Source organism: Mycobacterium triplex, assembly GCF_000689255.1.
GTDB classification, from domain to species: Bacteria; Actinomycetota; Actinomycetes; order Mycobacteriales; family Mycobacteriaceae; genus Mycobacterium; species Mycobacterium triplex.
Map to the genome: position 1 here is coordinate 2,707,023 of NZ_HG964446.1, position 15,058 is coordinate 2,722,080.

Annotated in this window: 11 protein-coding genes; 3 read left to right on the top strand and 8 right to left on the bottom strand. The window is 67.9% G+C overall.

Going from position 1 to position 15,058, the window contains the following annotated elements; all coding sequences use genetic code 11:
- The first annotated feature begins 3 nt into the window (after positions 1 to 3).
- A complete protein-coding gene (locus BN973_RS12730) occupies positions 4 to 735 on the top strand; it encodes an ABC transporter ATP-binding protein (protein WP_407067580.1) in 732 nt (243 codons plus the stop codon).
- A complete protein-coding gene (locus tag BN973_RS12735; protein WP_036468550.1) occupies positions 732 to 3,422 on the top strand; it encodes a fumarate reductase/succinate dehydrogenase flavoprotein subunit in 2,691 nt (896 codons plus the stop codon). The genes BN973_RS12730 and BN973_RS12735 overlap by 4 nt, the downstream gene beginning before the upstream one ends.
- Before the next feature lie 6 nt (positions 3,423 to 3,428).
- On the opposite strand, the gene BN973_RS12740 is transcribed toward BN973_RS12735, so the two are convergent.
- The 5 genes from BN973_RS12740 to BN973_RS12760 all read right to left on the bottom strand — a co-directional run bounded on the left by BN973_RS12740 (position 3,429) and on the right by BN973_RS12760 (position 10,275).
- Positions 3,429 to 6,602 carry an ATP-binding protein gene (locus tag BN973_RS12740; RefSeq protein ID WP_036468552.1) on the bottom strand — a complete coding sequence of 1,058 codons (3,174 nt, stop codon included), beginning with the start codon at positions 6,600 to 6,602 and terminating at the stop codon, positions 3,429 to 3,431.
- Between the two features lie 209 nt (positions 6,603 to 6,811).
- Positions 6,812 to 7,351: a GNAT family N-acetyltransferase gene (locus BN973_RS12745; RefSeq protein WP_036468553.1), complete on the bottom strand. Its 540-nt coding sequence runs from the start codon at positions 7,349 to 7,351 to the stop codon at positions 6,812 to 6,814.
- Between the two features lie 4 nt (positions 7,352 to 7,355).
- Positions 7,356 to 8,561, bottom strand: coding sequence for a serine hydrolase domain-containing protein (locus BN973_RS12750; RefSeq protein WP_036468556.1), 1,206 nt, complete (start codon positions 8,559 to 8,561; stop codon positions 7,356 to 7,358).
- A gap of 24 nt (positions 8,562 to 8,585) precedes the next feature.
- Complete coding sequence (locus BN973_RS12755; protein WP_036468558.1) at positions 8,586 to 9,413, bottom strand: DUF6065 family protein; 828 nt, start codon at positions 9,411 to 9,413, stop codon at positions 8,586 to 8,588.
- A gap of 85 nt (positions 9,414 to 9,498) precedes the next feature.
- The gene (locus BN973_RS12760) at positions 9,499 to 10,275 is read right to left on the bottom strand and encodes a DUF6065 family protein (protein WP_036468560.1); all 777 of its coding nucleotides are present in this window, start codon (positions 10,273 to 10,275) and stop codon (positions 9,499 to 9,501) included.
- Positions 10,276 to 10,426: 151 nt separating this feature from the next.
- Here BN973_RS12760 and BN973_RS12765 point away from each other — a divergent pair, with 151 nt between their 5' ends.
- Positions 10,427 to 10,861, top strand: a complete 435-nt coding sequence (locus BN973_RS12765; protein ID WP_036468562.1) for a cellulose-binding domain-containing protein — start codon at positions 10,427 to 10,429, stop codon at positions 10,859 to 10,861.
- 9 nt (positions 10,862 to 10,870) lie between these two features.
- Here the strand turns inward: BN973_RS12765 and BN973_RS12770 are convergent, their stop codons facing one another.
- Genes BN973_RS12770 through BN973_RS12780 form a run of 3 tightly spaced genes read right to left on the bottom strand, consistent with a single transcriptional unit; the run spans position 10,871 to position 14,984 of the window.
- A complete protein-coding gene (locus tag BN973_RS12770; RefSeq protein WP_036468564.1) occupies positions 10,871 to 13,747 on the bottom strand; it encodes an MMPL/RND family transporter in 2,877 nt (958 codons plus the stop codon).
- Positions 13,744 to 14,172 carry an MmpS family transport accessory protein gene (locus tag BN973_RS12775; protein WP_036468566.1) on the bottom strand — a complete coding sequence of 143 codons (429 nt, stop codon included), beginning with the start codon at positions 14,170 to 14,172 and terminating at the stop codon, positions 13,744 to 13,746. The genes BN973_RS12770 and BN973_RS12775 overlap by 4 nt, the downstream gene beginning before the upstream one ends.
- The gene (locus BN973_RS12780; RefSeq protein WP_051641240.1) at positions 14,169 to 14,984 is read right to left on the bottom strand and encodes a hypothetical protein; all 816 of its coding nucleotides are present in this window, start codon (positions 14,982 to 14,984) and stop codon (positions 14,169 to 14,171) included. The genes BN973_RS12775 and BN973_RS12780 overlap by 4 nt, the downstream gene beginning before the upstream one ends.
- Positions 14,985 to 15,058: the final 74 nt, after the last annotated feature.

The following is a 15,058-nucleotide window of genomic DNA, read 5'->3' on the forward strand; positions in this document are numbered from 1 at the left end:
GGCATGAGTCTGGAACTGGATCGAGTTCGGTTGTCCTACACCGGTGCTCCGGTGATCGACGGGTTGAGCCTGGCCGTGCGCCCGGGGGAGATCCTGGTGCTGACGGGTCCCTCGGGCTGCGGTAAGTCGACGGTGCTGCGCGCGATCGCGGGACTGCTGCGCCCCGACGCCGGCCGCATCCTGGCCGACGGGGCCGATGTGACCACCACGTCGGGTGACCGGGGCATGGTGTTCCAGGACAACGCGTTGCTGCCGTGGCGCAGCGTGCGGTCCAACATCGAGTTGGCGCTGCGGCTGCGTGGCGTCCCGCGCTCCAGGCGGCGCGGGGAAGCCGACCGCTGGATCGCCGAACTCGGTCTCACCGGCTTCGGCGACTACCTGCCCAAGAGCCTGTCCGGCGGCATGCGCCAACGCGTGCAGCTGGCCCGCGGGCTGGCCGGAACGCCGCGTGCCGTGATGATGGACGAGCCGTTCGGCGCGCTGGACACCCAAACCCGAACGGCCATGCAGCGGTTGCTGATCGAGACCTGGAGCGCTCACCCGACCACGATCGTCTTCGTCACCCACGACGTCGACGAGGCGCTGCTGCTGGGCGACCGGATCGCCGTACTGGGCAAGGCCGGCCAGCCGCTGCGCGCCCTGATCGACGTGCCGGAGCCCCGCGCCGATCGGCGGCGCACCGCGCTGCGCACCGAAGTCATCGCCGCACTGGATCATTCGGCGGCAGCGGCATGATGGAGATACCGGATGTGACGCCGGTGCGGCTGGACTGTGACGTGCTGGTCGTCGGCGGCGGAACCGCGGGAACCATGGCGGCGCTGTCGGCCGCCGAGAACGGCGCGCAGGTGCTGCTGCTGGAGAAGGCGCACGTGCGGCACTCCGGGGCGCTGGCGATGGGCATGGACGGGGTCAACAACGCCGTCATCCCGGGCAAGGCCGAACCGGAGGACTACGTCGCGGAGATCACCCGCGCCAACGACGGAATCGTCAACCAGCGCACCATTTATCAGACGGCCAGCCGGGGATTCGCCATGGTGCAGCGGCTGGAGCGGTACGGGGTGAAGTTCGAGAAGGACGAACACGGCGAGTACGCGGTGCGCCGGGTGCACCGCTCGGGGTCCTACGTGTTGCCGATGCCCGAGGGCAAGGACGTCAAGAAGGCGCTGTACCGGGTGCTGCGGCAGCGGTCGATGCGGGAGAAGATCCGGATCGAGAACCGGCTGATGCCGGTGCGGGTGCTGGTCGACGGGGGCCGGGCCGTCGGGGCGGCCGCATTGAACACGCGCACCGGCGAATTCGTCGCGATCGCCGCCAAGGCGGTGATCCTGTCGACGGGGGCGTGCGGCCGGCTCGGGCTGCCCGCGTCGGGTTACCTGTACGGCACCTACGAAAACCCGACCAACGCCGGTGACGGGTACGCGATGGCCTACCACGCGGGCGCCGAGCTGTCCGGCATCGAGTGCTTTCAGGTCAATCCGCTGATCAAGGATTACAACGGCCCGGCGTGTGCCTATGTGGCCAACCCGTTCGGTGGTTACCAGGTCAACGCCGACGGCGAGCGGTTCGTCGACTCCGATTACTGGTCGGGGCAGATGATGTCGGAAGTAAAACGCGAAATCGACTCCGCGCGCGGGCCGATCTACCTCAAGGTGTCCCACCTGCCCGACGAGACGCTGACGGCGCTGGAAAACATCCTGCACACCACCGAACGGCCCACCCGCGGCACCTTCCACGCCAACCGCGGCCACGACTACCGCACGCACGACATCGAGATGCACATCTCCGAAATCGGCCTGTGCAGCGGACATTCCGCTTCCGGGGTGTGGGTCGACGAGCACGCGCGAACCACGGTTCCCGGGCTGTATGCCGCCGGTGATCTGGCGTGTGTCCCCCACAACTACATGATCGGGGCATTCGTCTTCGGCGACCTGGCCGGCACCGACGCCGCCTCGACCCTGCTCGATGTCCAGGCGCCGCAACAACTCCCGGAGGAGCAGTTGCGTGCGGCGCACGAGCTGATCTACCGGCCGCTGCGGCACCCGGACGGACCGCCGCAGCCGCAGGTCGAATACAAGCTGCGCCGGTTCGTCAACGACTATGTGGCCCCGCCCAAGACGGCGGCCAAGTTGTCGATCGCGGTGCACACCTTCGACCGGATGCAGGACGAGATCGCCGCGATGGGGGCCCGCAATCCGCACGAGCTGATGCGGGCCGTGGAGGTGTCGTTCATCCGCGACTGCGCCGAGATGGCGGCGCGATCCTCGCTCACCCGCACCGAATCCCGTTGGGGCCTCTACCACGAACGCGCCGACCTGCCGGTCCGCGACGACAGCCAGTGGGGCTATCACCTGAACCTGCGTAAGGGACCCGACGGCGAGATGGTGTTCCTCAAGCGCCCGGTGGCCCCGTACCTGGTGTCGGTCCCGGAGCTGGACGGCCTGCCGCCGGCCGACCAGACCGTGCACGAGGTGGCGCAGCCCCCGCTGGTCGGCGGTAAGGCCCCGGCCACCGCCGGCTCGCGGATCGCTTCGGCGGCAACCACGTTCGAGCTGCCGTCACCGCGGATCGCGCAGGTGCTCGCCCTCGAGGAGCCGACGATCGCCGACCTGCAACCGTATCTGGCCGACACCGATCCGGGGGTGCGCCGCACCGCGGTGGCGACGCTCACCGAGCACCTACCCGACGGGTACGGGCCCGCGCTGTTCGCCGCGCTCGACGACGCCGACGCCGGGGTGCGCCGCACCGGCGCCGAGGGGATCCGCGAGCTGGTCGAGGTGCTGCCCGACCCGGCCGGCGCCGAGCCGCATCTGCAGTCGGGCGACACGGTGGTGCGGGCGGCCGCGGTGTATCTGCTGGCCGCCCGGAAGACCGGTGCGGCCGGCCAATACCGCCGGGCGCTCGACGATCCCGATCACCGGGTGCGCATCGAGGCGGTACGGGCGCTGGTCTCGGTCGACGACGTGGCCGGGGTCCAGGCGGCCACCCGCGACGAGAGCCGGGAGGTGCGCATCGCCGCGGCCGCCGGCCTGGCCACGCTGCGGGCCGGCGGCGGGGCCGTCAGTGCGCTGATCGCCGACGCCGACCCGTTGGTGCGCGCGGCCGCGCTCGCCGCGCTCGGTGAATTGGGCTGCAGTGCAGACGATTTCAACGCGGTCGAAAAGGCGTTGCAGGCGCCGGCCTGGCAGATCCGCGAGGGCGCCGCGCGTGCGCTGGCCGGGGCGGCGACCGAGCTCGCGGTGCTTGCGATTTCGCGGCTGGCCGATGCGCTGTCCGACGCGCACCTGGACGTGCGCAAGGCGGCGGTGCTCAGCCTGACCCGCTGGGCCGACGAGGCCGCGGCCCGCGACGCACTCGGCCTCGCGCTCAAGGACGGCGACGCCGACGTGCGGGCCTATGCGCGCCGGGCGCTGGACGGCGTCTGATCCGTTTCACGCCATCGCCTCTGCCCACGCGATCTGCCCCTGCAAACCCAGCGACGTCACCGTTTCGCGGTAGCGATCCCGCAGACCCTCATACGCCGCGGTATCGTCGTGCGCCCGCGCCAGCAGCGCGCGCAGCCGCAACAGCACGACGTCGCGCATGCTCTGGCCCTCGTCGGTCGGTGCCGTCGCCAACCGCTCGATCGTGGCCTCGGCTTCGGCCCCGTCGGTATCGGCCCGGCGCTCGAGCAGCGTGTGCACCAGCAGGCCGGCCGCCGGTACGCCCCACGCGAGCAGTCGTCCGCCGGAGCACAGCGTCTCGACCGCGTCGCGCATCAGCGGGATCGCGCCGTCATGATCTCCGCGGCGAGCCATCTCACGCGCCAAGTAGGCATTTACCAGCGGTAATTCACCTAGGTTGTGGCCCCGACGCAAAAAGGCTTCGGCCACCTCTGCCAATACCGCTTGTCCGCGTTCGCGTTCGGCGACCGTCGGCCGCTCCACCAGTGCCACGCCCAATGTCATTTGCGTGTAGGCCAACGCGAGGTTGTCGCTGGATCGTTCGGCGATTCGCAGGGCGTCCTCGATCTCGCGCACCGCGTCGTCGTCGGCCGTCAGGACCCCGAGCGGTATGCCACCGAAGTAGACCCAGCTGACGACCGTGGCGTAGGACATGTGGTCGGCGTTGCGGGCCATGGTCAGGCCGTGGCGCAAGTCGTCGTGCCAGCCGGGGCGACCCAGCCAATACCGGGCGATGCCGCGCGACGCGAAGGCGAGTGCCAACGGCGACCCGAAGATGACCTTGCCCTTGCGGGGGTCGCCGTCGGCCAGGTCGATGACGCGCTGCGACCACTCCAGCGTGTCACTCCACTCGGTGTTCAGCGCCTTGGCGTAGATGGGCGCAAACGACAGCCCCACCGTCAAGTTCGGATCGTCGATCGACTCGATGAGTGCCATTGCTTCGGACGCCAGCGCCGACGCCTCGCGGGTCCGGGCCTGATACGCGTGATGCATCACCAGCCCGGACATCCCGATGGCCAGCGACACCTTGTCCCCGGCGGCCGCGCACAACTCCCGCAATTCGGCGAGGCGGGCATCCGCGACGTCCACCCGGGCGACAAATGCGAGCCCGCACAACATGGTGCGCGGGGCGATGCGCATGGCCGCCCGATTCGGGTCTTCGACTCCTAAGGCATCGGCGATCCGGATGGCGCGCTCCCAACTGAGCCGCGCCGCGTTGATGTCGCGCCTGTTCGCCCACGATCCGGCGCGCATGTGCCAGCCGTAGGCGGCGTGCAGATCACCGGCGACCTCCAGATGCTCGGCGATCAGCGCCGCGTTTTGGTCGGCCGATTGCGGTTCGCCGGCTTCGATCGCGGCGGCCAGCCGCCGATGCATCTGGACCCGATCGGACTTCAGTTGTGATTCGTAGGCCACCGCGTGAATCAGGTTGTGCCGGAACGCATATTCGGCGCGGGGGCTGAACCGCACCTGGTCGATGAGCTCCGCGGCGATCAGCTCCTCGACGGATGCGGTGACGCCCAGGCTGGTCAGCAGATCGGAGTTGAAACGCGGTCCGATCACCGCCGCCGCACTGAGCGTGCGCTTGGCGGCCGGGCCCAGCCGGTCGATGCGGGCGGCGATGGTCGCCTGCACCGTGGCCGGCACGCGGACCTCTCCGACGTCGGTGCCGCAGGTGTAGCTGCCGCGCTGGCCCACCAGTACGCCGCGTTCGGCGAGCTCACGGACGATTTCCTCGGCGAAAAACGGGTTACCGGCCGCGCGTTCGGCGACGATCTCACCGATCCGGCCCACGGACTGATCGGTGCCCAACAGCTCGGCGACCATCGTCGAGGTCTCCGAATCACTCAGCGCCCCAAGGGCAATGGTCTGGGCCTCGGCGAGACGCCCCAGCGCCCCGTGATATTCCGGCCGATAGGTCACCAGCACCATCGACGGCGTCTGCGGGATCACCGAAAACAAGTCGACCAGCAGGGATTCGCTTACCTCGTCGATCCAGTGCGCGTCCTCGACGATGAAGACCGCGGGTTCGCCGCGGGCCAGCTGGGCCGCGTTGATCAGCGCGGTCAACCGCCGCCGCCGCGCATCCGGATCGATCTTGGGCGGCGCCGTATCGGGATCGGCTATGCCGAGCAACTCGTCCAGCAGTAACAGGTCCTGCGGATCCGCATCGGGAACCTGCGCCCGCACCCGTACCCGTGCCGCGTCATCATCGAGGCCCCGTAACTGCCAGAAGGCGCGCAACAGACGCGCCGCCACGCGGAACGAGACGTCGGCGGCGTGCGATTCACAAAACGTGGTGAACACCTCGACGTCGCGAGTTTCGGCCAGCTGCATGGCCTCTCGGACAAGCCGGGTCTTCCCGACGCCGGCGGGGCCGACCACCGAAACCACGGACCCGCGACCACCAACCGCGCGATCGACCATGGCGGCCAACGCCGACATTTCCCACTCGCGACCCACCAGCCTCGAATACGAGGGACCGGTCCGTTCGAGCTGCCCGGCCACACCGAGCAGCTGGCGCGCCGGCACCGCATCGTCGGCGCCCTTGATGCGCACCATTTGCGGCTCTCCCAGCACCGCGGCACCCTCCACCAGCCGCGCGGTGGACTCACTCAGCATCACCGTGTCGGGCGCCGCGACCGACTCCATCCGCTGAGCCATCCCGACCTGCGTACCGATCGCGGTGTAACGCAAACCCGCAGAACCGATATCGCCGGCAACGACCTGGCCGGAATTGAGACCCACCCGCAGCCGCAGACCGATGCCGTCGCGGCGGCCGATTTCGACGGCAAGGCGCTTGGCCTCGTCCTGAATACCGAGCGCGGTCAAACACGCCCGCAGCGCGTGGTCCTCCAGGGCGGCCGGTGCGCCGAACACGGCCATGATGCCGTCGCCGGTGAACTGGTCGAGCGTGCCGCCGTAGCGCTGCACCACCGCCGCCGACGAGGTGACCAGCTCGGCCATGATCTCGCGCCACCGCTCGGGACCCACCGAGCCCGCCATGTCCATCGATCGCACCACGTCGGCGAACAGCACGGTCACCTGCTTGTACTCGGCCGGTGTGTCGGCCTTGGCAACGGGTGAGCCACATCCGTGGCAGAACCGGGCATTCTCGAGTGGTTCGATCCCACACGTGCGGCAGGCAATTCCGGCCGTCATGCGTCCCTCCGCCGATCCGGACCCAAAGTTTCGGTTTTCTAGCTTAGGCGACTCGGGCGGGCGCCCAGGGTGGTGAGTGTGCATCCGCGTATTTGAGTGTGCGGTCAGGCCGGCGACACGCCGTGGCGGCCCGGCGTGGACGCACACCGAAAACCGTGAGCGCACACCGAAAGCCCCGGCCGCACACTGAACGCCGCGTGTGCCCGGAGTCAGCGCAGGGCCATGCCGTAGAGCAAGGCGTCCCGGGGTTCGGATCCCATCGTGGGGTAGACGGCGTGGCGTTGCAGTCGGGCCTCCCGCACGAACCCGGCCCGCTCCAGCAGACGCGCCGACCGTATGTTGTCGACGCTGCAGGTCGCCCAGACGCGCACCAGCTCCCGGTCGGCCCGCAGCGCGGTCAGCAACATGTCCAACACCTCGGACATCAAACCCTTGCCCCACCACTTGCGGCCCAGGCAGTAGCCGATCTCCACCGATTCGGGCGCCGAGCGCCGGCAGCTGGTCAGCCCGATGACGTCGCCGCTGTGCCGCAGTTCGACGGCCCACGTCCGCTCTTCGTCGCTGGCGTTGAGTTTCTCGGCGATCACCCGCCGCGTCGTCGCCACGTCGGGATGCGGCGACCACAGCAGATATTTCGTGACCGCGCGATCGCGGGCGACCCGTTGGTACAGCGCACCGGCATCGGCGAGCGTGGGCAGGCGCAGCACGAGCCGCGAGCCGACGATGCGATCGGGTGGGTAGTCGGGCACGGCGCTAAAGGCCGAGCGCTTGATAGGTGCGACGGACGAACTTCGGTTGCGCGGTGCGCAGTTTCGCCAACGACGTGTTACCCGCGACGGCGGTGGCCGCGTCCACGGTCAGGTCGGGCATGTTCTGGATCAGATACAGCAGGATCAGATCCGCCGACGGATCGGCCTGCCACCAGGTCCCGTAGGCGCCCGGCCAGCTGAACGTTCCCATTCCGCCCGGCCCGAACAGCGGCTTGGCCTTCGCCGGATCGGTCACCACCGACAGGTTCAGCCCGAACCCGCGGCCCATCCAGTACGGCGCGCCCAAAAAGTCGTGCCGCTTCTGTTCGTCGGTGAGCCGGTCGGTGCGCATCAGGCGGACCGATTCGGGCGACAACACCCGCACGCCGTCGACGGTCCCGTCGCCGAGCAGCATCCGGATGAACCGCAGGTAGTCCTGCGCGGTCGACCACAACCCGCCGCCGGCGTTGCAGAACGAGGGCGGCTTGATGTGCGGCGGGCCCATCACGTCGTGCCGCAGCCGGTGATCGTCGTCGAGCGAATACATGGTCGCGGCACGCCGCCGGGCTTCGGGCGAGACGAAGAATCCGGTGTCGGGCATCCCCGCCGGGCCCAGCACCCGCTCGTCGAGCACCTCGTGGAACGGCTTGCCGTCGACCCGAGAAGCGATGACGCCCAACAGATCTATGGAGTGGCTGTAGGTGACCCGCTCACCCGGCTGATGCACCAGCGGAAGTTTGGCGAGTTCGGCCAGCCACACATCCGGGCCCTGGTTGAAGGGCAGCCGCATATAGGCCCGGGAGATCGGCCCGGATACCGAGAATCCGTAGGCCAGGCCGCTGGTGTGGGTCAGCAGATCTTCGATCAGGATCGCGCGGTTGACGGGGTGGATGCGGTCCAGGGGACCGCGTGGATCGTCGAGCACCGCCGGGTTGGCCAGCTCCGGCGCCCACCGCGCGATCGGGTCCTTGAGCGTTAGCTTGCCCTCGTCGACCATGCTCATGATCGCGGCCACGGTGACCGGCTTGGTCATCGACGCGATGCGAAATAGCGTGTCTCGCTGCATCGGCAGGCCCGCGCCGACGTCCCGGTAGCCGATCTCGTTGACCTGCAGGATTTCTCCGTGCTGCCATACCACCGTCACCGCACCGGCGAGCAGGCCGGCGTCGCAGACCTCGCGAATGGACGCCTGATTGCCATCGAGATTCACCCGGTCAGGGTAGCCCGCGGGCGGTCAGCGACGTTGCGCGCGTAGGTCTCGGGACGCCTCGTGGCGCCGGGCACGCTGCGGCTGCACAAACGGGCGAAGGTGGCGGCGGGTCTGGTGATCCGGCGCCCCGGCCGCGCCGTCGGTGTGGCTGCCCCGCGTGTAGTGGCCCTGCCATTGCACTTGCTCACCGGCCTCGATGCGCGCCAGCTGTTCGAGTTGCCGTGCCCGGCTGCTGCGGGAGCGGAGGAAGTAGTCGTGCTTGCGCTGTAGCTCTTCGTCGGCGGTGATGGGCCGGATTTCGGGGGCGAACTCTTCGAGTTCGCCGCGGCGTTGCGGGACGATCATGCAGATCGGCTCGTCGACTTCGAAGCGCACCGGTATCAGTTTGCGGGTGAACTTCCAGCTCATGCTGAAACTGGCGCTTGCCCAGTCGGTTTCGACGATGCCTTCCAGCGCGCAGACGGCGTCTTTGGGGTAGTTCGCCGGTCCGCGGACCAGCAGGTTGTAACCGGGCGGGGTGCGAAGCAGCAGCGGCAGATGCCAGGTCAGGATGCCGTTGCCGAAATGACTGGCGGGCAGGAGCTGGCCGGTGTCCCGGCGATGCGGGGTGACCATCACGTCCACACCGTCCTGACCCATCCACGTCGCGGTGAATCCGCACGGGTTGAGCAGCTCCCAGCCGCTTTGATTGGCGATCAGCATCGGCAGACACCGGGTCGGCCAACCGGTGCGTGCCTTTGCCATCTCCGGCATCCAGGCGCGGTTGATCGGTGCCGGGGCGATCGGTGGCGCGTTGTCACGGGTGGTGAACCCGATCAACGGTCGGGGCGGCCCGTCGGACGTGTCACTCACTCACGCGAGATTATGGACGAAACCTGGTAATTCGCTTGGGGTTTGAGTCAGGACCGCGGCATGAGTGATAACCGGCGATGGCCGGCTATTCCGGCTGGGCAAACGGGCGAAGGTGGCGGCGGGTCTGGTGATCCGGTGCCCCGGCCTCGCCATCTCGGTGTTTTCCTCGCGTGTAGTCGCCTTGCCAGTCCACTCGGTCGCCCGCGGCAACCCTCGCCAATTGCTCGGCGTGCTTTGCCGCGTCGCGTTCGCGAAGGAACAACTCATGCTTGCGGTGTAGCTCTTCGTCGGCGGTGATGGGCCGGATTTCGGGGGCGAACTCTTCGAGTTCGCCGCGGCGTTGCGGGACGATCATGCAGATCGGCTCGTCGACCTCGAAGCGCACCGGCACCAGTTTGCGGGTGAACTTCCAGCTCATGCTGAAACTGGCGCTTGCCCAGTCGGTTTCGACGATGCCTTCCAGCGCGCAGACGGCGTCTTTGGGGTAGTTCGCCGGTCCGCGGACCAGCAGGTTGTAACCGGGCGGGGTGCGAAACAGCAGCGGCAGGCGCCAGGTCAGGATGCCGTTGCCGAAATGGCTGGCGGGCAGGAACTGATCGGCCCGGTACTGATCGGGTTCGACCATCACGTCCATGCTCTCCTGCGCTATCCAGGTGGCGGTGAACGCGCACGGGTTGCGCAGCTCCCAGCCGCTTTGGTTGGCGATCAGCATCGGCAAACACCGACTGGGCCAACCCTTGTCCGCCTCGGCCTGGGCCGTCATCCACGCCCGGCTCACCGGCGCGGGGGAGATCGGCGGCGCGTTGTCGCCGGTGATGAACCCGATCAGCGGGCGGGCCGGCCCGTCGGCGTTGTCGCTCACGCGAGCCAGATTAGCTGCGAACCCGTCGCGACGCCCACGGCGCCTGACCGGCTCACCAAAATTTCATGACGGTCTCGGTTGAGCAAAGGTACGGCAGCGTACCGGCGATGCGAGGGCCGATATCGCGCGGTTGGCTCTAATGTTGGGTGCTATGGCCGGACTGAGCAATCACGTGAAGCGCTGTCGCGCAGCGCTTCACGTAGCCGTGTCGGCAGTGACGGCCGGGGTCCTCGGGCTCGGCGTCGCTCCCGCGGCTCATGCGGCCGCCGCGATGGCGACGTTGCAAGTGGAACACACCTGGCAGACCGGGTTCATCGCCCACTTCACCGTCACCAATCCGAACCTGTCGCCGATGGCCGACTGGCGGATCGACTTCGACATGCCGGCCGGACAATCCGTGTTGCACGCGTGGAACAGCACCGTGACCCAATCCGGCACGCACTATGTGCTGACGCCCGCGAACTGGGATCGCGAGATCGCCCCCGGCGGTACGGCCACGGGCGGTTTCCGGGGCGTGCTGAGCGGTACCTTCACGCCGCCGTCGAATTGTGTGGTCAACGGGCAATATCCGTGCACCGTGGCGTAGCCGCGGACGTCATTCGCCGGCGCCTGCACTCGCCGCGTATTCCGCGGCCGGCCGCTGCTCGACGGCGGCCGCGCGGGCGGGCCGCGGCGCGGCGTGGGTGCGGACCTGGCGGGGCCACCAGAACCAGCGGCCCAGCAGTGTCGCGGCGGCCGGCATCATGAACGAGCGCACGATCAGGGTGTCGAACAACAGCCCGATCATGATCGTGGTGCCGATCTGGCCGACGACGCGCAGATCGCTGGTCCCCATCGCGCCCATCGTGAACGCGAATACCAGGCCGGCGGTGGTGACCACCCCGCCGGTGCTGCCCATCGAGCGGATCATCCCGGTTTTGAGTCCGGCGCCGATTTCTTCCCGGAACCGCGCGGCCAGCAGCAGGTTGTAGTCCGATCCGACGGCCAGCATCACGATGATGGCCATCGCGAGCACCAGCCAGTGCAGCGGCATGTGCAGCAGATGCTGCCAGATCAGCACCGACAGCCCGAACGACGAGCCCAGCGAGATGGTGACCGTTCCCACGATGACCGCGGAGGCGACCACACTGCCGGTGATGGCCAGCATGATCATGAAGATCAGGCACAGCGACGCGATCGCGGCGATCATCAGGTCATACCTGGATCCGTCGCGCTCGTCCTTGTCGGTGGACGCGGTGCCGGTCAGATAGATGTTGGCGGCCGCCAGCGGGGTGCCCTTCACGGCCTCGTCCGCGGCCTGCCGGATGCCGTCGATATGTGAAATCCCTTCGGCCGTCGCGGGATCGCCCTTGTGGGTGATGAAGAACCGCGCCGCGCTGCCGTCGGGGGACAAGAACATGCTCAGTCCCCGCTTGAAGTCCGGATTGTCGAAGGCCTCCGGCGGAAGGTAGAAGAAGTCGTCGTTCTTGGCACGGTCGAAGGCCTGTCCCATCACGGTGGTGTTGCGTGTCAAAGCGTCCATCTGCGTGATCAACCCGGCGAAAGTGCTTGTCGCCGTTTGCGCGAGATCCTTGACCGTCCGCATCGCCGCGATCAGCGGGGGCAGCTGCGCCAGCATCTGCGGCATGATCCGGTCGAGTTGATCGGTGCTGTGTGACAGGTTGCCGACGTCCTCGCTGAGCCGGTCGATGCCATCGACTCCGTCGAACAGCGACCGCAGCGACCAGCACAGCGGAATGTCGAAACAGTGCCGTTCCCAATAGAAATAGCTTCGGACCGGGCGCCAGAGGTCTTCGAAGTCGGAGAGGTGGTCCCGCAGTTCACCGGAGGTGTCCCGCATCTGCCGGGTGTCGCCGGCCATGCCATGCGTGACGTTCGCGAGCTGGCGCGTCAAGTCCTGCATATGCAACGAGATATCGATCATTCGTTGCAGCTCGTCGGTCATCCTGGACATGTCGGCCACCCGATCCCGCAGATTCTTGAGGTTCTCGATCGTGACGGCGCTTTGCGCGCTGATCTGGAACGGAATCGAGGCATGATCGATCGGGGAACCCAGCGGCCGGGTAATGCCTTGCACGCGTGCGATACCGGGCGTGTGGAAAATGGTGCGGGCGACCCGGTCCAGCACCAGCATGTCCGTCGGGTTGCGCAGGTCGTGGTCGGCCTCGATCATCAGCAGCTCGGGCTCCATCCGGGCCGCCGCGAAGTGCCGGTCCGACGCCTGGAAGCCGACATTCGACGGGGTGTCGGCCGGCAGGTAGTAGCGCCCGTTGTAGCCGGTCTGATAGCTGGGCAGGACGACCAGCCCGATCAGCGATACCAGGATCGACGCGACCAGCACCGGGCCGGGCCAGCGGACGACGACGGTGCCGACCCGGCGCCAACGTCGGGTGCTCACATTGCGTTTGGGGTCGAACGCGCCGAATCGGCCGGCGGCGACGACGACGGCCGGCGCCAGGGTCAGCGAGGCCACGATCACCACCAGGACCGAGATCGAACACGGCCACCCGAGCGTGTTGAAGACCGGAAGCCGGGTAAAACTCAGGCAGTACATCGCCCCCGCGACGGTCAGCCCGGACCCGAGGATCACGTGGGCCGTTCCGTGAAACATGGCGTAGTAGGCCGCTTCTCGGTCAAGACCGGCCGAGCGGGCCTCCTGATAGCGGCCGATCAGGAAGATGACGTAGTCGGTTGACGCTGCTATTGCCAGTGCCACAAGCACATTCACGGCGAACGTCGACAGGGCGATGACATCGTTGTCGGCCAGTGTGGCGATGACGCCCTCGGCGGTGAGCAGCTCCACGCCCACCGTCAGCAGCACGAACACCACGGTGGTCAGCGAGCGGTACGCGATGAACAGCATCAGCGCGATCACGACGACGGTGATCAGGGTGATCTTTTCCAGGCTGCGGTCGCCGTAGGTATGGATATCGCCATTGAGCGGACCCGGGCCGGTCAGGTAGGCCTTGATCCCGGGCGGCGGCGGCACGCCGTCCGCGATGCGCTGCACGGCGGCGACGGACTCGTTGGCCACCGCGCTGCTTTGATCGCCGGCCAGGTACAGCTGAACGTAGGCGGCCTTGCCGTCGGTGCTCTGCGACCCTGCCGCGGTCAGGCTGTCGCCCCAGAAGTTCTCGACATGCTCCACGTGGGCTTTGTCGCCGGACAGTTTGGCGATCAGCGTGTCGTAAAACCGATGCGCGTCATCGCCCAGCTTGTTTTGGCCTTCCAGCACCACCATCGCCGTGGTGTCGGAATTGAATTGCTGAAAATCCTTGCCGATACGCTTCATGGCGATCAGGGACGGTGCATCGTGAGCGCTGTACGAAACGGCATGTGTCCCGGCGACTTCGGACAGCAACGGGGTCGCCGTGTTCAGCACCGCGCACAGCGCCACCCAGAACAGCATGATCGGCAGCGCCAGCCGTCGGATCGTCCGGCCGGCGGCAACCACCCGCCCGCCGTCACTCATGCGGACTTCACCAGGCAGCTGGTCGCGGCGTGGTGCGAGGTGACGGTAAGTTCGTCGCGCACAACACCATTGACGGTGATACGGCAGCCGAGGCTGCCCCTGTCGCCCTGCGCCACGACGTTGGCCACCACCGCGCTGAGCGTGGTGTCGATGCGCAGCGTCCAGGGCACCGTCGCGTCGTCGACCTCCTGCGGCTGCGCGTCGGCGTCCAGATAATGGATGGTTGCCGTCGTGCCGGCCGCGCCGAAAATCTCGTAGACGACGTGCTTGGGATTGAACGCGACGATCGCGTCGGCATTGCTCTTGACCGAAACATGCTGGTGTGACCCGAAAATTCCGTGCAGCCGGGAGACGATGACGGTGCCGACCGTCACGACGACGACCATGACGATCGGTACCCAGATGCGTCGGAGAATGCCGGTCATCTGAGGTTCACGGGGTTCACCGCGCGCATCGCCCGGGCGAATCCACTCGCCAGGTCCGCCATGTCGGCGCGCACCCACACCAGCAGCGATTCGCCCTTGGCGAAGCCGGGATTGAGGTCGAGATAGAACCGCACATCGGGATCGTGATCGAGTCGCTGCAGCCGCGACGGGTCATGCGGTGCGGCCGAACGCACCACCCACGGGTTCTCGTTGACCTGGATGTAGTGCCGGCGCGGGCTCAGCGCACGCACCAGCGCCTCGACGTCGACCGGGGTCTGGTGCCGGCGGCTGGGGTAAATCGTCGGCATCGTCACCGCGAGCCGGCGGTAGGCGGCCGGGGTGGTGGCCCGGGTCAGATAGGCCAGCGGAGTGTGCGGTTCGCGCAGCCGGGCGCGGATCCCCTGACCGAGGATGAACAGCGAGGCCAATGGGCCGCCGCGATAGTGCGACCGGAAGAATCCGCCACCGCCCATCACGGCGTGAATGCGGCCGCCGTGCTCAATGCGGTCGATCGCGGCGAACGCAAAACCCGCGAGCTCGTCTCGCGCGCCGTAGAAAAGTGCGAGTCGAACCCGGGGAGTGCCGAAGACCAATTCGTCGAATGCCGCCGGTGTGTAGCCGTGCAGCGTCTCGCTGTAGATGTCGTAGAGCTCGCCGGCCAGCTCGCCGCGCCGGCTGGCCCCCAGGCATTCCGATCGCAGGTATTCACGGCGCACGATGCGCTCGGTCGCCGAACGCGGGCCGGGCGACGGGATCTGGCCCAGCGGTGCCGCGGCACACGACTTGACAGCACGCGAACTCGCGCTGCGCATGGAAACTCCTCATCGGATTCAAAGAAATGGCGGACACGTGAAGGGGAATTGCCGCCTGCGGATGGAATCTTTGC